Below are 19,230 nucleotides of genomic sequence, written 5' to 3' on the forward strand. Positions count from 1 at the left end.
GGCACTGGCTGTCACAGAATATCCCCGCGTGGGCACATAACTGAAATTGCGGCGGGACGTCAAGACTTCAGGCGAACGTTTGTAAAAACTTCGTTTAAGACAGGCGATGCCGGGTACTTCTCCACGCGGTCGGAGAGGGCCAAGGCCGAGATGGGGAATGCGATGGGCACTGCCGGGACGGTCGCCGCGATCTGGGCATTGATGGTCTGGTACTGCGAGTTGCGGTCAGCGCCTTCGGGGAGTCCCCGGGCCCGGTCGATCTTCGAGAACACCTGTGGATCGCTGTAGCCGAACTCGCCGTTGCTCTCTCCGAAGAGGGTGCCCACGAAATTGTCCGGGTCCGAGTAGGCGCCGTTCCAACCGAGCAAGTGGAGCGCGTGGTCGCCGGGGGATTGAACCTTCTGGAGGTAGCCGTCATCCCAGTTCACGGGTACCGGCTTGATGTTCAGTCCGATGGCGGTGAGCTCGGCGCTGATCTCCGCATAGATCTTCTCCGGAGTGGGAAGGTAGGCGCGCGTGACATTGAGCGGGTAGTAGAACTTGAGTTCCTCGCCTTTGTAGCCGGACTTGGCGAGCAACTGCTTGGCCTTGTCCGGGTCGTATCCCAGGGACGGTGCGTTGTTGTTGAAGCCGCTCAGCTTGGGGGGAACGAACTGGGACGCCGGTGAGGTGTTGTCGATGAAGAACTTGTGGATGAGGGTGTCTTTGTCGATGGCCATCTCGATTGCCTGGCGCACCCCGAGGTTCTGGAGGGGCGCCACGGACTCGTTCATCCCCAGGTACATGACGGAGAACGGGTCCCGTTGGACAATTTGCATGCCCTTCTTGACGAGTTGGTCGAAGGTGCCGGCGGTGACGAGGTCGTATCCATCGATGGTTCCCGCGAGCAGGGCCTGGAGCCGGGCCTGCGGGTAGTCGAACGGAATGAAGTTGACCGTGGCAATCTCTCCGCGGTCGCCCCAGTAGCCCTTGTAGCTCTTGAGCGTGATCCGGTCTTGGCTCCACGAGGAGAAAACGTAAGGGCCGGTGCCCACAGGGTGCGAGGCGTAGGCCGACGCCGGCTGTCCTGACAGTTTCTTGTCCAGGACGTTGGCGGTCTCGTCGGCCAAGGCCTTCGGGGAGGACATGGCGAACGCCGGCAGCGTCAAGGCCTGCAGGAAGCCCGTGAAGGGCTTGGTCAGGTTGATTTGGACGTGGCCGGGGGAGACGACCTTGCAGTTCTTGAAGAGGGAAAGCGAAGCGTCGTCCGAGAAGGACTTGAAGACGCTCTTGAATGCGATGCCCGGTGCCTGCTGACGCAGCGTTGCCGGAAAGTTGAACCAACGGTTGAAGTTGCTGCAGACGGCGGCGGCGTCAAAGGCGGTTCCATCCTGGAAGGTGACCTTCGACCGCAACGTGAAGTCGTAGCTGAGTCCGTCATTCCCTTGTGACCAGGAGGTGGCAAGCAGGGGTGTTGGTTGGCCGGTGGAAGCATCGACCCCCACCAGGCCTTCCATGACTTGCCGCGTGATGCGATACGACTCGGAGTCGTTCGTCAGTGCGGGGTCGAGTCCAAGGGGCATCGACGGGGTACCGAAGTTGAAGGTCTTGCTTGGCTCTGCCGAAGCGCCGCCCGCGGCCGAGGTTGACGGTGCTGGTCCAGGACTTACCGTGCACGAGGACAAGGCAACGGCCAGAAGGCCTGCGCCGATTTGTAGCGTGATTCGGCGAAGCTTGCTGCTTACCACTCTTGTCCCCTCAAGGCAGTTGGACGGGCTGGGGCCCGCGGCAGCCGGACCGCAGTCCAGTCTAGTTCAGGGCCCTGAGTCCCGGCTGGAAAGCGGAAGTGCCCCGGCCGAGGACCGGGGCACTTCCTGAAAGTGCGCAAGGGGGGACTTGAACCCCCACGCCCGAAGGCACAGGAACCTAAATCCTGCGTGTCTGCCAATTTCACCACTCGCGCTGGTGTTGGTACCCGGACCGGGAGTCGGGGCTTCCGCTCCGGTCATATACCGGCCTCCATTGTACCCGCGGTTTCGCGTCGGCCGATTCAATCGTGGCGGCCGCGATTCTGTGCCGCAGGGTGGCGGCTACTTGTCGATTTTGAGGTCCCTCCGGAGCTTGGCCACGTGGCCCGTGGCCCGCACGTTGTACTGGGCCGCCGCCACCTTGCCGTCGGGATTCACCACGATGGTGGAGCGGATCAGCCCTTGGTACGTGCGCCCATAGTTCTTCTTTTCGCCCCAAGCGGCATAGGCGTCAGCGACCCTGTGCCCTTCATCGGAAAGCAGGGGAAAGGTCAGCGCTTCTTCGGCCACAAACTTTTCCAGGTCCTTCACGGTGTCCGGGGAGATTCCAAGGACGTCGTAACCGGCGGCCTGAAGGCTGGCGAGGGAATCGCGGAAGTCGCAGGCCTGCTTGGCGCATGCAGGAGTTGACGCCGCGGGGTAGAAATAGATCACCGTACTGCGGCCGCGGTGCGAGGCCAGGCTGACCTCGCGCCCCGTGTGGTCCTTGAGGGTGAAATCCGGGGCGGTGTCCCCTGGAATGAGTCTTTCAGCCATGTGTGCTCCTTGCTCGCGTCCGCGACCACCAAGCTTAGTGACGGGCCGGGCGCTTCACGAATTGAACTACCCCCGGCCGGATCTTCGCCGGGCGGTCTATATACTGGCCTTTATGCCTGATATGGAAAGGTGGCCCACTGGGCGCCTGCTCTCAACGGCCGCGCGCCTCGTGGAGCATGCCTGGAACGAGAAACTGCGCGGTATGGATCTGACCCATGCCGGGGTCATTGTCATGGAAGTACTTGCCGTCAACGGACCGACCACCCAGTCGATGCTCGCCCAGATCGTCCGGGTTCAGGCGCAGACGATGGGGAAGACGCTCACGAGGCTGGAGGCCCACGGGCACGTCAGCCGCGCACGCAGCGTGTCCGACCGCCGTAGCCAGGTGGTCAGCCTGACCGAGGCGGGGGAGCGCACCCTCGGCCTCGCCACGCAGTTGGAACGCGAAGTTCTTGCACCGGTTCCCGTGGACACGGCCAAGCTGCGGCGGGAACTGCAGGCGCTGGTACGCGAATTGGCGAGCAATCATTCTTCGGCAATTGTCAACGACATTGTTGCCGCAGTGGATTCAGGCGCGGCGGCGAGCGAGGCTTCCAACTAGGCCTGCGAAGCCCTGGTCCGCGAAGCGAACCTGGCCGAAAAACAAAAAGATCCCTGGACGGCCATTCAGCCATCCAGGGATCTTCCCTTTGGTGCACCCCCCGGGACTTGAACCCGGAACCCATTGATTAAGAGTCAATTGCTCTGCCAATTGAGCTAGAGGTGCAATTGTTTGTTGCTCACAACGCAAAGAAATAACCCTTGAGCGGCTGTTGCCGCTCAAGGGCCCTTCCCTTTGGTGCACCCCCCGGGACTTGAACCCGGAACCCATTGATTAAGAGTCAATTGCTCTGCCAATTGAGCTAGAGGTGCATTTGTCGATTTCGATCCGCGGAGGGCTTTTCTTCCCTCGTTGATCTCCGCAACGACATGTAACTCTACACGACACTTGCCGAAGTGTGAAATCGACCAGCGCCTCCCTCGCGGCTCTGCCTGGGAGGCGTCTCTTTAGCTCCTTGAGGCTCTCAGCGACGGTTCCTGCGGGGCGGCCGGAAGCCTGCTGCCTCCGCGTGGGCGCTCGAAACGAACCAGACCTCGGCTTTGACCTCGTCATAGGACGGGCTGTCTTCATCGTGATAGGTCATGGTGTCCGCATTGCCTTTGACGGTGTAGCCATCGGGGCCGCTCCCGTCAGCGCCCGCCGCAGCCGACCCTTCACCGTATGGCTGATCGGCGGCGAGATGCCCGCCCAAAGGCGACGCGCCCGTCGAGTCCGGGGCCTGGGCCCTCGGCTCAGCAGTGGCCGAGGCGGCCTCGGGGGTTCCGGCCCGGTCGTCCCGTGTGCCTTCTGCGGCAGCGTCGACTGCCTCCGCCGCAGCGGATTCGGCCCCGGGAAGCGTCGGTGCGTGGGCGTCGGTGTACTCGCGGTGGTGGATCGGCGCGGGGGTGGCCGGGGCGCCGCCTTCGCTCCAGGTGGCTTCCCACTCTGCGCTGTCGGCCGACTGTTCGGGAGTGGTTGGCTCCGTGGCCGCCGACGCCGGAGCGCCGGCGTCGGCCGGAACGGAAGGTCCGGCGTCGGCTACTGCGACGTCGTCGGCCGTCACGCCCCCTTCAAGTTCCGGCTCGGCGCCGGGAGGCTCGGCGGCTTCGGACACCGCGGCCTCGGACAGTACGGGTTCCGAGAGCGTGGGCTCCTCGATTGCGGGTTCCTCCACCGGGGTTTCGGCCGCGGGGGACTCTTCCGGGGCCGCCGCTCCGGTTTCGGGAAGCGGGGCCAGTCGCTCCCAGTCGTCGACGTCGCCCGCTTCGGTAGTCGGTTCCTGCTCCGGTTCGTGTTCGGGTGCGGCCGTTCGTGATGCGGCCGTTCGTGATGCGGCCGGGTCTGGATCGGCAGCCGCGGTGGTGGCCACCAACGGGGCGGAGCCTGTCAACGCGGCGGAAGCGACGTCCATTTGTGGCGATGCGGCGGTAGCGGATGGAGAGGACGAGGCCGCGGCGCCGGCGGATGACTTCGAGCTATTTCGGCTCAAGAGCCACCAAACAATTGCGACGATCAACACAATGACAATGACCCAGATCAACCAATCCATGGGAGGAGCCCTTCTGTTCGAGTGGCGCAGGTGTGTCGTGATTTGACGTTACGTCCGTGTCGCGGGGCTGTCTAGATTAGTGAATCCACATAGGTCAATCGAATCCCTGCCTTCCGGGCTCCTGCGATCCAGATGGACGGAATTGCAGATGACCATAAAATGTTCGTCTCACATATTGAGACGAGCGTCCATTATTTGAATGAAATATTGCACGAAATAGGGACAAATTCGCCTTAACCCGCCAAGCGTGTTCGTTCGCCGCAGCTCAGGAGTCATAGACTCATGCCCATGAGTGACCACACCCCCATTGCGACAGACAACCAGCCGGACATCAAGCCACGCAGCCGGGTCGTAACGGACGGCATCCATGCCGCCCCCGCGCGAGGCATGTTCCGGGCCGTAGGGATGGGCGACGACGACTTCGCCAAGCCCCAGATCGGCGTCGCGAGCTCGTGGAACGAAATTACGCCGTGCAACCTCTCGCTCAACCGACTCGCCCAGGGCGCCAAGGAAGGCGTCCACGCCGGCGGCGGATTCCCCATGCAGTTCGGCACCATTTCCGTTTCGGACGGCATTTCGATGGGCCACGAGGGCATGCACTTCTCCCTTGTTTCCCGTGAAGTCATTGCCGACTCCGTTGAAACGGTCATGCAGGCCGAGCGCATCGACGGCTCCGTATTGCTGGCCGGCTGTGACAAATCCCTCCCGGGCATGCTCATGGCAGCCGCGCGCCTGGATCTCGCCAGCGTCTTCCTTTACGCCGGTTCCATCATGCCGGGTTGGGTCAAGCTCGAGGACGGTTCGGAGAAGGAAGTCACCCTCATTGACGCCTTCGAAGCCGTGGGTGCGTGCGCTGCGGGCAAGATGAGCCGCGGAGACCTCGACCGCATCGAACGCGCGATCTGTCCTGGTGAAGGCGCCTGTGGCGGTATGTACACGGCCAACACCATGGCGTGCATCGGCGAGGCCCTCGGCATGTCCCTGCCGGGCTCGGCCGCCCCGCCCTCGGCAGACCGCCGTCGTGATGACTTTGCCCGCAAGTCCGGCGAGGCAGTGGTCAACCTGCTCCGCCTCGGCATCACCGCCCGGGACATCATGACCAAGAAGGCGTTCGAGAACGCCATCGCGGTCACCATGGCCTTCGGTGGTTCCACCAACGCCGTCCTGCACTTGCTCGCAATCGCCCGCGAGGCCGAGGTCGAGCTGACCCTGGACGACTTCAACCGCATCGGCGACAAGATCCCGCACCTGGGCGACCTCAAGCCGTTCGGCCGCTACGTCATGACCGACGTCGACAAGATCGGCGGAGTGCCTGTCATCATGAAGGCGCTGCTCGACGCCGGCCTGCTGCACGGCGACTGCCTGACGGTCACCGGCAAGACCCTCGCCGAGAACCTGGAGTCCATCAACCCGCCTGACCTCGACGGCAAGATCCTGCGCGCCCTGGACAACCCGATCCACAAGACCGGCGGCATCACCATCCTGCACGGCTCCATGGCTCCGGAAGGTGCCGTCGTGAAGAGTGCCGGCTTCGACGCCGATGTCTTCGAAGGATCCGCCCGCGTGTTCGAACGCGAGCAGGGTGCGCTCGACGCTTTGGACAAGGGCGAGATCAAGGCCGGAGACGTCGTCGTGATCCGTTACGAAGGACCCAAGGGCGGCCCGGGCATGCGTGAGATGCTCGCCATCACCGGCGCCATCAAGGGCGCGGGCCTCGGCAAGGACGTGCTCCTGCTGACCGACGGCCGCTTCTCGGGCGGTACCACCGGCCTCTGCATCGGCCACGTCGCGCCCGAAGCCGTCGACGGCGGACCCATCGCCTTCGTCAAGGACGGCGACAAGATCCGCGTGGACATCGCCGCCCGCTCGTTCGACCTCCTGGTGGACGAAGCCGAACTCGAGTCCCGCAAGATCGGTTGGGAGCCCCTCCCGGCCAAGTTCACCAAGGGCGTCCTCGCCAAGTACGCCAAGCTGGTGCACAGCGCCTCCACGGGTGCTTATTGCGGCTAGTTCCGGGTTCCGGCCCAACTGACTCGCAGTTGTTGTCGTTTTGACGCCTCATAACGACAACAACTGCGAGTTAGTTGGGCAGCCGGGGTAGGACCAATCCGTGGACAACGGCGTCCATATAGTGAGATGGCGTCATTATCGTTTGACACCTATCTCACTAAGAGGGAACACTGAACGCATGATCGCATTCGTTACTGTCGGCGCCACCGTGGGCACTGTCGTACTTACCAAGCGCGTGGCCTCCTAGCCCGACTGGTAACGAACCGTCACGCGCAACCCCTCGAAGAGCCGCAAGGCTGAGGGGTTTTTTTATTTCCCGCAGGGGACGGCGCATTTGAGCAAGAACCCGCATGAACGCAGTACCCGCAGTAACTTTCACTAATTGAAGATCCCCAAAGGAAGAGTCCGATGAGCAAAGGATCGCCGATCAGCCCCTCGCTGATGGCTGCAAAGTCCGCTGGAGCCCCCAAGGCTCCGGAAAAGGTCGACCGTCCGGCTGACGCCGTCGTCGACACTGCTGCAACTCCCTCTCCTGTACTCGGGCCGAACAACGTTGTACCCCCAACGGTGATGACCGGCTCGGAAGCTATTGTCCGCTCGCTCGAAGAACTCGGCGTCGACGATATTTTTGGTTTGCCCGGTGGCGCGATCCTCCCCACCTATGACCCCTTGATGGCCTCCAAGATGAATCACGTCCTGGTCCGTCACGAACAGGGAGCCGGCCACGCAGCGCAAGGCTACGCCATGGTTACCGGACGGGTTGGCGTCTGCATCGCCACCTCTGGCCCCGGCGCCACCAACCTCGTTACCGCCATCATGGATGCCCACATGGACTCCGTGCCCCTCGTTGCCATTACCGGCCAGGTATCGGCTTCCGTCATCGGCACCGATGCCTTCCAGGAAGCGGACATCGTCGGCATCACCATGCCGATCACCAAGCATTCCTTCCTGGTGACGGATCCCAACGACATTCCGCATGTCATGGCCGAGGCTTTCTACCTTGCGAGCACCGGGCGTCCCGGTCCCGTATTGGTGGACATCGCCAAGAACGCCCAGCAGGGCACCATGACCTTCTCCTGGCCGCCCAAGATCGATTTGCCGGGCTATCGTCCGGTGGTCCGCGGCCACAACAAGCAGGTGCGCGAGGCTGCCCGGCTGATCGCTGCGGCAAACAAGCCCGTCCTGTATGTCGGCGGCGGTGTGGTCAAGGCCCACGCATCGGCCGAACTTCGTGAGCTCGCGGAACTCACCGGCGCTCCAGTGGTGACTACCCTCATGGCCCGCGGCGCGTTCCCGGATTCCCACCCCCAGCACGTCGGGATGCCCGGCATGCACGGCACGGTTTCTGCGGTAACCGCGCTGCAGCAGTCTGATTTGTTGATCACCCTTGGTGCGCGCTTCGATGACCGCGTGACGGGTGTCCTCAGCACGTTCGCTCCGCACGCAAAGATCATCCACGCTGACATCGACCCCGCGGAGATCTCCAAGAACCGTACGGCCGACGTTCCGATCGTGGGCTCCGTCAAGGAGATCATTCCGGAACTGAGCGAGGCTGTCCGTACCGCTTTCGAACTGTCCGGCACCCCGGACCTCGGCGGCTGGTGGGCCTTCCTCAACAATCTCCGCGATACCTACCCCCTGGGTTGGACCGAACCGGATGACGGACTCAGCGCCCCCCAGCGGGTCATCGAACGCATCGGTGCGCTCACTGGTCCGGAAGGAATCTATGTCGCGGGCGTTGGCCAGCACCAGATGTGGGCTGCCCAATTCATCAAGTACGAGCGTCCCCATGCCTGGCTGAACTCCGGCGGTGCCGGCACCATGGGTTATGCCGTGCCGGCAGCCATGGGCGCCAAGGTCGGCGAACCCGACCGCGTGGTGTGGGCGATCGACGGCGACGGCTGCTTCCAAATGACGAACCAGGAACTGGCCACCTGCGCCATCAACAAAATCCCCATCAAGGTTGCCATCATCAACAACTCCTCGCTGGGCATGGTGCGCCAGTGGCAGACCCTCTTCTACGAAGGCCGCTACTCCAACACCGACCTGAACACCGGCCACGACACCGTCCGCATCCCGGACTTCGTCAAGCTGGCAGACGCCTACGGCTGTGCCGCGTTCCGCTGCGAACGGGACGAGGACATCGACGCCACCATCCAGAAGGCCTTGGAAATCAATGACCGTCCCGTGGTCATCGACTTCGTGGTCAGCCCGAACTCCATGGTGTGGCCGATGGTCCCCTCCGGAGTCTCGAACGACCAGATCCAGGTTGCCCGCAACATGACCCCGGAATGGGAAGAGGAGGACTAGCCATGAGCCGCCACACACTGTCCGTTCTGGTCGAAGACAAGCCCGGCGTGCTGACCCGCGTGGCCAGCCTGTTCGCCCGGCGCGCCTTCAACATCAACTCCCTGGCCGTCGGTCCCACCGAGGTCTCCGGGATTTCCCGGATGACCGTCGTCGTCGACGCCGATGGCGACCTCATCGAGCAGGTCACCAAACAGCTCAACAAACTGATCAACGTGATCAAGATCGTCGAGCTGACTTCAGAATCTTCCGTGCAACGTGACCACATCCTGGTCAAGGTACGTGCGGATGCCGCGACACGCCTGCAGGTCACCCAAGCTGCAGACTTGTTCCGTGCCTCAGTGGTTGACGTTTCCACAGACTCGGTGGTCATTGAGGCAACCGGTACCCCGGAAAAGCTCGCAGCGCTGCTCTCAGTGCTCGAGCCGTTCGGCATCCGCGAAATAGTGCAGTCCGGCACCTTGGCCGTTGGGCGGGGATCCCGCTCCATGAGTGACAGGGCTTTGCGCTCCGCTTAGGACACTGTCCCAGGCACAACGCAGCAGCCCGATACCGAACCACAGACAATATCTACAAAACCACTCAAGAGGAGTTACGCAAGTGACTGAAATGTTCTACGACGACGACGCAGACCTGTCGATCATCCAGGGTCGCAAGGTTGCCATTGTCGGCTACGGTTCCCAGGGCCACGCCCACGCGCTGAACCTGCGCGACTCCGGCGTCGAGGTTGTCATCGCGCTCAAGGAAGGCTCGAAGTCGATCGCCAAGGCCGAGGACGCAGGCTTCACGGTGAAGAATGTTGCCGACGCCGCCGAATGGGCCGACGTCATCATGATCCTGGCGCCGGACCAGCACCAGCGCGCGATCTACAACGACTCCATCAAGGACAAGCTGACGGCCGGCAAGGCCCTTGCGTTCGCCCACGGCTTCAACATCCGCTTCGGCTACATCGAGGCGCCCGAGGGTGTTGACGTCATCCTGATCGCCCCGAAGGCTCCCGGCCACACCGTGCGTCGCGAGTTCGAAGCCGGCCGCGGTATCCCGGACATCATCGCCGTCGAGCAGGATGCTTCCGGTTCCGCCTGGGAGCTGGCCAAGTCCTACGCGAAGGCAATCGGCGGCACCCGCGCCGGTGTCATCAAGACCACCTTCACCGAAGAGACCGAAACCGACCTCTTCGGCGAGCAGGCTGTCCTGTGCGGCGGCGTCTCCCAGCTGATCCAGTACGGCTTCGAGACCCTGACCGAAGCCGGCTACCAGCCGCAGATCGCCTACTTCGAGGTTCTTCACGAGCTCAAGCTCATCGTCGACCTCATGTGGGAGGGCGGCATCGCCAAGCAGCGCTGGAGCGTTTCCGACACCGCAGAATACGGCGACTACGTCTCCGGCCCGCGCGTCATCGACCCCCGCGTCAAGGAAAACATGGCCGGCGTCCTCGCCGACATCCAGTCCGGTGCCTTCGCCAAGCGTTTCATCGACGACCAGGACAACGGTGCAGTCGAGTTCAAGGAACTGCGTGCCAAGGCAGAGCAACACCCGATCGAGGGCGTCGGCCGCGAGCTGCGGTCCCTGTTCTCCTGGCAGCAGCAGGACGAGGACTACGTCGAAGGCTCTGCAGCCCGCTAGTCAAGGGAACCGTTGAAGCAGCGGCAAGAGCCGTAGCAATTCAACACAGAACGCCGTTCGGGATAGGCTCGAAATGAAGCCGCCCGGCATGGAGGCCGGACCCGGTATACCGGGTCCGGCCTTCGTCGTCAAAGAATCGTTTCACCAAAACCCCACCTGAAAAAGAGAGCTAAAGAGGTCACCGGTGACTAGCACCAAGCCAGTAGTACTCCTCGCTGAGGAACTTTCGCCCGCCACGATCGAAGCCCTTGGTCCGGACTTCGAAATCCGTCAAACCGACGGTGCGGACCGCTCCCAGCTGCTCTCCGCAATCGTCGACGTCGACGCCATCCTCGTGCGTTCAGCCACCCAGGTGGATGCCGAGGCAATTGCCGCAGCCAAGAACCTCAAGATCATCGCTCGTGCCGGAGTGGGCCTGGACAACGTGGACATCAAGGCCGCCACCCAGGCCGGCGTCATGGTGGTCAACGCCCCGACGTCGAACATTGTGTCCGCCGCTGAACTCACGGTCGGCCACATCCTCAGCCTTGCCCGCCACATCCCGCAGGCCAGCTCCGCACTGAAGGGCGGCGAGTGGAAGCGCTCCAAGTACACGGGCATCGAACTTTTCGAGAAGAAGATCGGCATCATCGGCCTCGGACGCATCGGCGCGCTCGTGGCCGCCCGCCTGCAGGGCTTCGAGACTGAGATTCTCGCCTACGACCCGTACATCACCTCCGCCCGCGCCGCCCAGCTCGGCGTCAAGCTCGTCACCCTGGATGAGCTTCTGGAGAAGTCGGACTTCATCACCATCCACATGCCCAAGACCCCGGAAACAGTGGGCATGCTGGGCGCAGATGCCTTCAAGAAGATGAAGGAAACGGCGTATGTGGTCAACGTAGCCCGTGGCGGCCTGATCGACGAAGAAGCCCTTCATGAGGCTTTGGAAGACGGCCAGATCGCCGGCGCAGGCGTCGACGTCTTCGTCAAGGAGCCGAGCACCGACCTGCCGTTCTTCGGCATGGACAACGTCATCGTGACGCCCCACCTGGGCGCCTCGACGGACGAAGCCCAGGAAAAGGCCGGCGTTTCCGTGGCAAAGTCAGTGCGCCTCGCCCTCGCCGGCGAACTCGTTCCGGATGCCGTCAACGTCGCCGGGGGCGTGATTGCCTCCGACGTCCGCCCCGGAATCCCCCTGATCGAGAAGCTCGGCCGGATCTTCACGGCCCTGACCCACGCATCCCTGACGCAGATCGATGTCGAGGTCGCGGGCGAAATCTCCAGCCTCGACGTGAAGGTCCTCGAGCTGGCAGCGCTCAAGGGCGTTTTCGCCGACGTCGTGACCGAGCAGGTCTCCTACGTCAACGCACCCGTCATCGCCGAGCAGCGCGGCATCAACACCCGCCTGATCACGACGCCGGAAGCCGAGGACTACCGCAACGTCCTGACCATCCGCGGGGCACTGAGCGACGGCTCCCAGATCTCCGTGGCCGGGACGCTCACCGGGCCCAAGCAGGTCCAGAAGCTCGTGGGCGTCAACGGCTACGATGTCGAAATCCCGATCAGCGAGCACTTGGTGGTTGTTTCCTACGCGGACCGTCCGGGTGTCATCGGCACCATCGGCCACATCCTGGGCATGAACAACATCAACATCGGCGGCATGCAGGTGGCCCGCCAGAGCGAAGGCGGCCAGGTTCTGGCGCTGCTCACTATTGACACTTCCGTGCCGCAGCAGGTCCTTGAAGCCATCAAGGCCGGCATCGGCGCGGACATGGTCCGCGAAGTGGATCTGGAAGACTAGCATCCCAACCGCTTGAGCTAGAAATGTGTGCCGCACTTCACATCGGCGACATATTATTGGCCGGTCTGCCTACAATGGCTTGGTCCGAAATTCGGAACCGGCGGCAGGCCGGCCAATAACTTTTGCACGCACCCGGTGGATTCCTCTTGCCTCGGCATGGTTCCTGGGACAGCAGTGTGCACACCCGCAATCCAGGACTCAGGGAGCCCTATGAACGCCGTCCAGAGGTTCATCAGAAGCCGTGTGCTTCTGCTGACCGCGGCCATTTTGATCGTCGCCATGTGTTTGTCCGTATTCATCCAGAGCCAGTCGCAGGCCGCACTGAACCGGACAGTGGATGAGAACTCACGCGGCCTGTACGACATTCTGGTCCAGGCCAAGTCCGCGAACACCAAGGACGGCGGGGCCCTCCTCCAGCCGGACATCGCGAATGGCCAGGGTGGCATCAGCTTCCCGCAACTCGAGAAGATCCGCGGGCTGAGCGGTGCGGCCGTCGCGGCGCCCATCAGCCTCGTCTCCCGGGTGACGCAGAACCTGGAAACTCCGCGGCTTGATGCCATGGATTACCTTGGCTACAACGCGGGCCTGGCTGGTGGAGCCACTGCGGGGGATCCGACTGGAACGGACGCCAAGAAATGGCCCGCACCGGAGTCCGTGCTCCCCGCGCAGCCCAAGAAGTACCGCCTGACCGCCACCGCCGTGAGCTCCGACGGAGTGTCCCAGCAGACCCTCTTCCAGACCAGTGCTGAAGGCACGCTCGGCAAGGGGCAGGTCATAGAACAGCAGACTGCCGGCGGCAAGAGCATCCGCATCGCCGGCCCGGCGGGGGAGACCGGCATCAAGTTCCCTGCGCCTGCCGGTGGCTCGGAACACAACCTTTTCAATCTTTCCGTGGCGCTGCCCATGGCTCCCCAGGTCACCGAGTCGGTTGTCGCCGTCGACCCGACAGCTGAACGCGCGCTCCTGGGCTCGGCCGGAGACTTCCTCGCGCCGCTGCAGAAGGCTCCGCCGCCCGACACCCGCAACGCCGGAGCCATCGGCCGCTACTTCGAACAACTCTTCGCGAAGAGCCCTACGCAGCAGGAACTCGAACAAGGCCCGGATTTCATGGGCGTCAACCTCAAATACTGGGCACCCCTCATGACCCAGTACCAGCAGGCAAAGCTGTCCGGCCAGATCACGGATGCCTCGCAGGCCATCCCCTTGATCGTCCGGCAGGGAACTTCGCTGGATCTGAAGTATTCGGTCAAGATCCAGGAAATCGACGATTCGGGCAATGTCGTCAACGACGTCGGCACTGTCTCGCGTTCGTTGGACAAGGATTACCTGCCCTTCGTGTCAAAGTCGCCCTTCGCCCTGGAATGGCCTGGATCAACGGACCACAGCCAGTTGCTCGGCAACACGGGCAACTTCAGCCAAGGCCTGTACCAGCCCGCCGAGTGGAGCACGGACTTCGCAGGGGCACCCAAGTACACGGACGGCGCAACCTCCGCGAATGGCGCCGTCGGCAAGTCCGCGACACCGGGCGACTGGGTAACCGTCAACAAACTGCCCGAGAAATCGGCCTTCGGGGCGATCGTGGACCAGAGCCAGCGCAAGCCCGTCGACGAACGTTCGTACCGGGAGAACCTCTCCACCGGCTCGAAGCCGGCCACTCCGCTGCCCATGGTCTATGGAACGTTCGATCCGGCCCAGATCCAGAAGGCGGCCGGCGACGTCAACAAGCTGCCCTTGGGCGGCTATGACCCGGCACCGATGACGCTCCAGAAGGATGCTTCGGGCAATGACACCGCAGCCAAGGGCCTCAAGCCTTCGTTGAGCGCCACCGGCCTGGTCAGCCAGTCCGCCGGCGCCATCACCGACTACTACGGCCTTGCCGCAGCGCGCGGTTACGACTCCAACGCCAACGTCATCGACGCCGTCCGGGTCCGCGCCAGCGCGCCGGGCAACTGGAAACAAGCCCAACCGGAGGTCGACAAGCTCGCGGCCCAGATCCGCGACATGGGTCTCGAAGCCACGGTGGTGGCCGGCTCCGCGCGTGAAGACGCCAACATCTTCGTTCCGGGATACTCCAAGGACGACGCCGGCAAGGAATCCGCGCTGGGCACCGTGCAACAGTCGTGGGTCCGGCAGGATGCCGCCGACGCCGTTTCCGGTTCCCTGACGGGCACCAATATCACCCTCCTCTTCCTGACGCTGTGCGGGGCCACCCTCCTGACCGGCGCTTCGACAGTCAGCTATATCCGCCAGCGTCGCAGCGAAGCGGGGATACTCCGTGCCATGGGCTGGACCCAAAGAAAGATCCGCAGCTGGGTCCTTGAGGAGTTCGGCATCGGTGCGGCGATTGTTGCCGTGGCCGGCATTGCGCTGAGCCTTCTGAGTTGGAACCTGGCTACCGTCATTGTTTCCGCATCAGTGCTGCTCATCTACTGCGGAGCTGCGTACATCGCGGCCCAGCAATTGCGGCACCGCGACGTCGTCGACCAGGAACCCCAACACGACGAGCGGCTGATCGCAGTTGATTCGCCCCTGACGTTTGCGTACCGCCAACTGGTCACCCACCGGTTCAGCTCGGTGGCGCTGGCCGTGGCCGTGGGCGTGTTCGGAGCGGCCGTTGGTGCCCTGATCGCCTTGCTCATCGACATCCCGCGCGCGGCCGGGGCCAGTGCCCTCAGCGGCCTTGCCTCCGCCACCGTCGCGCTGCCGAGCGTCATCCTGGCAGTCTGCGGAGTGCTCGTGGGCCTCGTGCTGACCTTGGTCACCGGTCGCTTCGAGCTCCAGGCCAGGCGCGAGCAGCTCGGCACGCTCAGGGCCATGGGCTGGAACCCGGACATGCTGGGACAGGTCCGATTCTTCGAAAATGCCTTGGTCGGAGCCGCGGCACTGATCCTGGGCGTCCTGGGGGCGCTGGGCCTGGGCCTGCTGCTCGCTCCCTATGCCGCACTTTGGGCCGCTTTGGCCGGAGTGGTGGCAGTACTTTGCTGGATTCCCATTGCAACGAAAGTGGTCAAATGACTGACAATCTCGAACCCGATCTGACCGCGACCACGGAATCCACCGACGAGTCGTTCCAGACCCGCGCCAACACCATCGTGAGGGCTGCGGACCACGGCATGCCCTTGCAGTTGAGCAACATCACCATCCGCTACGGCGGCGACAAGGGCGGGGCGGAGCCGGTCACCGTCGTCGAGGACTTCAACCTGACCTTGCACGCCGGTGAGATGCACTGTGTCGCCGGGCGAAGCGGCTCAGGCAAGACCAGCATCCTGACGGTGGGAGCGGGACTCACGCTTCCGACGTCGGGCCGTGTCCTCTGGGAGGGCGACTCCCTCGAGAAGATGGGCGACGACGAAATCGCCGACCGCCGCCGCGCCCTGATCGGGTACGTGGACCAAGGCGGCGCCTTGATCGACGGCATGAGCGCTTTGGAGAATGTGCTGTTGCCGGCCGTTCCCGACGGCGAAGTGGAGCAGCGCACCGAAATGGCCAAGGACCTGCTGGACCTGGTGGGCCTCGGCCGGCGCATGCGCCACCGTCCGGCACAGCTTTCCGGTGGTGAGCGCCAGCGTGTCGCGATCGCCCGCGCCTTGATCCTGGGCACCCGCGTCCTGGTGGTCGACGAGCCAACGGCCAGCCTGGACCGCACCTCTGCCAACCGCATCATCAGCATCCTGAAGGACACCACCAGTGACGGGATCGCCGTGCTGGTGGCGTCGCACGACCATGAGCTTGTCAGGCTCAGCGATACGCTGACTGAATTGAACTAGCAACCGATGCCTCCTGACCGGTCGCCATAGGCGGCCGGTCCGGTCTTCCATCTCCAAGAGAAGGTAACTTCGTAGAGTGACGTCTCCAGATAAACCCCCGTTCTACATCACCACTGCCATTACGTATCCGAACGGCGAGCCGCACATCGGGCATGCCTACGAGTACATCGCCACCGACGCGATGGCCCGTTTCAAGCGCCTCGATGGCTATGACGTGATGTTCTTGACGGGCACGGACGAGCACGGCATGAAGATTGCCCAGGCGGCGGAGAAGGAAGGCATCGCGCCGAAGCAGCTCGTGGACCGGAATGCCGAAATCTACAAGGCTGCCCACGCTGCCTTGGGTATTTCCTACGACCGCTTCATCCGCACGACGGACGCCGATCACTACGCCGCTTCCCAGACCATCTGGAAGAAGATGGAAGCCAAGGGCGACATCTACTTGTCCAAGTACGAGGGCTGGTACTCAGTCCGCGACGAGGCTTATTACACCGAGGACGAGACCGTCCTGAAGGACGACGGCGGCCGCTACTCACGCGATACCGACACGGAAGTGACCTGGACCGCGGAGGAGAGCTACTTCTTCCGGCTGTCCGCCTACCAGGACAGGTTGCTGGCCTTGTACGAGGAGCAACCGGAATTCGGCGCTCCCCAGTACCGCTTCAACGAGGTCATCAGCTTTGTCAAGCAGGGCCTGCAGGACTTGTCCATCAGCCGGACGACTTTCGACTGGGGCGTCCCGGTTCCGGGGAACGACAAGCACGTCATGTACGTGTGGGTAGATGCCCTGACCAATTACCTGACCGGGGTCGGCTACCCGGATGCCGATTCGGAGGCGTTCCGTAAGTTCTGGCCGGCAGACGTCCACATCATCGGCAAGGACATCTCACGGTTCCATGCGATTTTCTGGCCCGCCTTCCTCATGAGCGCCGGCCTGGAACTGCCCAAGCGGGTCATGATCCATGGCTTCCTGACCAACAATGGCGTCAAGATGTCCAAGTCCCTCGGCAACGTGGTGGCGCCCAAGGACTTCGTGGATCAGTACGGCCTGGACCAGGTGCGCTTCTTCTTCCTCCGCGAAGTGCCCTTCGGCGCCGACGGCAGCTACAACCACGAGGCCATTGTGGGCCGCATGAACGCGGACCTTGCCAACAACTTCGGCAACCTGGCGCAACGTTCGCTGTCCATGGTGGCCAAGAACTGCGAGGGCAAGGTGCCGGTTCCCGGTGAGTTCTCGGCCGAGGACTCGGCGCTGCTGGCACAAACGGGCGCACTGCTGGACGTGGCCCGCGCAGCCTTCGAGAAGCAGGAATTCAGCCGTGCCCTCGAGGCGATCTGGGCCGTCCTGGGTGACACGAACGCGTACTTCGCCGAGCAGGCCCCGTGGGTGCTGCGCAAGACCGACGTCGAGCGCATGAACACGGTCCTGTACGTCACGCTGGAAGTAGTCCGGATCGTGGCGATACTCGTCCAGCCGGTCATGCCGACGTCGGCGGCCAAGCTGCTTGAGGTGCTGGGACAGCCCGACGGCGAGGCGCGCCAGTTCGCGGCCATCGCCACGCCGATCGTCCCCGGCACGGAGCTCCCGGCTCCAGCCCCGGTCTTCCCGCGTTACGAAGAGCCCGCCGAATCCTAAACGCCCGCTCACTTATACCGCCTTTTGGGCAAACGCCCGCTCAGCTATACGGTGCCTGACGCAAACGCCCGCTCAGCTATACGGTGCCTGACGCAAACGCCCGCTCGGATCCGGTCCGTCGGCCGTGCAGATCGGAGCGGGCGTTTGTCTTTTCTCCCTCTTATGTGAGCGGGGATCGACGGAAGGTGCCATATATGTGAGCGGGCGTCGGGAGCCCGGGGCGTTCAAATGGTGAGACGATTTTGACCAGAATGTGGATGCGTTGGCAGTCTGAAAACATGAGCGCAACGCAATCCGCCGCAACGATCAACCTGGCTGTCATTCCCGGCGACGGCATTGGCCCCGAAGTCATTGCCGAAGCCCTCAAGGTCCTGGAAAAGGTCGTCGCCGAAGAGGGCGTCACCCTGGAGCAGACCGAATACAAGCTCGGAGCCCAGCACTGGCTCGAAACCGGCGAAACCCTCCCGGACGAGGTCCTGGCCGATCTGCGTACCCGCGACGCCATCCTCTTCGGCGCTGTCGGCGCGGCCCCGGGGGACACCCGCATTCCTTCCGGCATCATCGAACGCGAGATGCTGCTCAAGCTTCGCTTCAGCCTCGACCACTTCGTGAACCTGCGCCCGTCGCGGCTCTACGGCACGGTGGGCAGCCCGCTCGCCAATCCCGGCACCATCGATTTCATCGTGGTCCGCGAAGGTACCGAGGGGCCTTACGTCGGCAACGGCGGTACGCTGCGCGGCGGGACCCCCCATGAGGTTGCCACCGAGGTATCGCTCAACACTGCCCACGGCGTCGAGCGCGTGGTCCGTGACGCCTTCCGCCGCGCCAGCGAGCGTCCCCGCAAGCATGTCACCCTGGTCCACAAGCACAATGTCCTGGTCTTCGCGGGCCATTTGTGGAAGCGCACTGTCGAGGCCGTGGCCAAGGAATTCCCCGAGGTCACCCACGATTACCTCCACATCGACGCCGCCACCATCTTCATGGTCACCGATCCCTCCCGCTTCGACGTGATCGTCACCGACAACCTCTTCGGCGACATCATCACGGACCTCGCCGCTGCCATCACCGGGGGCATCGGGTTGGCAGCCTCGGGCAACATCAATATGGACCGGACTGCGCCCTCCATGTTCGAACCCGTCCACGGTTCCGCCCCGGACATCGCCGGGCAGCAGAAAGCGGATCCGACCGCCGCCATCCTGTCCGCGGCCCTGCTGCTGGACCACCTCGGCTACACGGCGGCCGCCCGGAGGATCGAAACCGCCGTCGTCGCCGATATCGAAAGCCGCGACGGCGATAGCCGCAGCACCGCGGCCATCGGCGACGCCATCGCTGCCGCACTCTAGGGCCTGTACTGGCATTTTGGGGTCGGTGCCCGGGCGTAAGCTTTACTTGAATTATTTACCTGCTGCCGTGGTCCGTCGCTGAACCATAT

General features: G+C 63.4%; 13 protein-coding genes and 3 tRNA genes. 10 read left to right on the forward strand and 6 right to left on the reverse strand.

Features of this window, described 5'->3' with window-relative positions; genetic code table 11:
• Window positions 1-59: 59 nt before the first annotated feature.
• From KNN17_RS03225 to bcp, 3 genes are all read right to left on the reverse strand, one after another.
• Complete coding sequence (locus KNN17_RS03225) at window positions 60-1,727, reverse strand: ABC transporter substrate-binding protein (protein WP_241707465.1); 1,668 nt, start codon at window positions 1,725-1,727, stop codon at window positions 60-62.
• Between the two features lie 133 nt (window positions 1,728-1,860).
• A tRNA-Leu gene (locus KNN17_RS03230) sits at window positions 1,861-1,942 on the reverse strand.
• Between the two features lie 127 nt (window positions 1,943-2,069).
• Window positions 2,070-2,543 (reverse strand): thioredoxin-dependent thiol peroxidase, encoded by a 474-nt coding sequence (gene bcp, locus KNN17_RS03235; RefSeq protein WP_241707466.1) that lies wholly within the window; start codon window positions 2,541-2,543, stop codon window positions 2,070-2,072.
• Window positions 2,544-2,655: 112 nt separating this feature from the next.
• On the opposite strand from bcp, the gene KNN17_RS03240 reads away from it, so the two are divergent.
• Window positions 2,656-3,144: a MarR family winged helix-turn-helix transcriptional regulator gene (locus KNN17_RS03240; RefSeq protein WP_241707467.1), complete on the forward strand. Its 489-nt coding sequence runs from the start codon at window positions 2,656-2,658 to the stop codon at window positions 3,142-3,144.
• Between the two features lie 89 nt (window positions 3,145-3,233).
• Here the strand turns inward: KNN17_RS03240 and KNN17_RS03245 are convergent.
• From KNN17_RS03245 to KNN17_RS03255, 3 genes are all read right to left on the reverse strand, one after another.
• Window positions 3,234-3,309, reverse strand: a tRNA-Lys gene (locus KNN17_RS03245).
• Window positions 3,310-3,379: 70 nt separating this feature from the next.
• Window positions 3,380-3,455, reverse strand: a tRNA-Lys gene (locus KNN17_RS03250).
• Window positions 3,456-3,607: 152 nt separating this feature from the next.
• Window positions 3,608-4,672: a sunset domain-containing protein gene (locus tag KNN17_RS03255; protein ID WP_241707468.1), complete on the reverse strand. Its 1,065-nt coding sequence runs from the start codon at window positions 4,670-4,672 to the stop codon at window positions 3,608-3,610.
• A gap of 288 nt (window positions 4,673-4,960) precedes the next feature.
• On the opposite strand from KNN17_RS03255, the gene ilvD reads away from it, so the two are divergent.
• From ilvD to KNN17_RS03300, 9 genes are all read left to right on the forward strand, one after another.
• Complete coding sequence (ilvD, locus tag KNN17_RS03260) at window positions 4,961-6,682, forward strand: dihydroxy-acid dehydratase (protein ID WP_241707469.1); 1,722 nt, start codon at window positions 4,961-4,963, stop codon at window positions 6,680-6,682.
• A 408-nt stretch (window positions 6,683-7,090) separates the two neighbouring features.
• A complete protein-coding gene (locus KNN17_RS03265) occupies window positions 7,091-8,992 on the forward strand; it encodes an acetolactate synthase large subunit (RefSeq protein WP_241707470.1) in 1,902 nt (633 codons plus the stop codon).
• Window positions 8,993-8,994: 2 nt separating this feature from the next.
• On the forward strand, window positions 8,995-9,507 hold the full coding sequence (gene ilvN / locus KNN17_RS03270) for an acetolactate synthase small subunit (RefSeq protein ID WP_028264679.1): 513 nt from the start codon (window positions 8,995-8,997) through the stop codon (window positions 9,505-9,507).
• Window positions 9,508-9,589: 82 nt separating this feature from the next.
• Window positions 9,590-10,615, forward strand: a complete 1,026-nt coding sequence (gene ilvC, locus KNN17_RS03275; protein ID WP_078108575.1) for a ketol-acid reductoisomerase — start codon at window positions 9,590-9,592, stop codon at window positions 10,613-10,615.
• A 184-nt stretch (window positions 10,616-10,799) separates the two neighbouring features.
• Window positions 10,800-12,395, forward strand: a complete 1,596-nt coding sequence (gene serA, locus KNN17_RS03280) for a phosphoglycerate dehydrogenase (protein ID WP_241707471.1) — start codon at window positions 10,800-10,802, stop codon at window positions 12,393-12,395.
• A 210-nt stretch (window positions 12,396-12,605) separates the two neighbouring features.
• Complete coding sequence (locus KNN17_RS03285; RefSeq protein WP_241707472.1) at window positions 12,606-15,410, forward strand: ABC transporter permease; 2,805 nt, start codon at window positions 12,606-12,608, stop codon at window positions 15,408-15,410.
• A complete protein-coding gene (locus KNN17_RS03290) occupies window positions 15,407-16,162 on the forward strand; it encodes an ABC transporter ATP-binding protein (protein WP_078108578.1) in 756 nt (251 codons plus the stop codon). The genes KNN17_RS03285 and KNN17_RS03290 overlap by 4 nt, the downstream gene beginning before the upstream one ends.
• A 76-nt stretch (window positions 16,163-16,238) precedes the next feature.
• Window positions 16,239-17,798: a methionine--tRNA ligase gene (gene metG / locus KNN17_RS03295; RefSeq protein ID WP_241707473.1), complete on the forward strand. Its 1,560-nt coding sequence runs from the start codon at window positions 16,239-16,241 to the stop codon at window positions 17,796-17,798.
• A gap of 278 nt (window positions 17,799-18,076) precedes the next feature.
• Window positions 18,077-19,141, forward strand: coding sequence for a 3-isopropylmalate dehydrogenase (locus KNN17_RS03300; protein WP_372489618.1), 1,065 nt, complete (start codon window positions 18,077-18,079; stop codon window positions 19,139-19,141).
• Window positions 19,142-19,230: the final 89 nt, after the last annotated feature.

This window comes from Arthrobacter bambusae (genome assembly GCF_022606295.1).
Taxonomy (GTDB): domain Bacteria; phylum Actinomycetota; class Actinomycetes; order Actinomycetales; family Micrococcaceae; genus Arthrobacter; species Arthrobacter bambusae_A.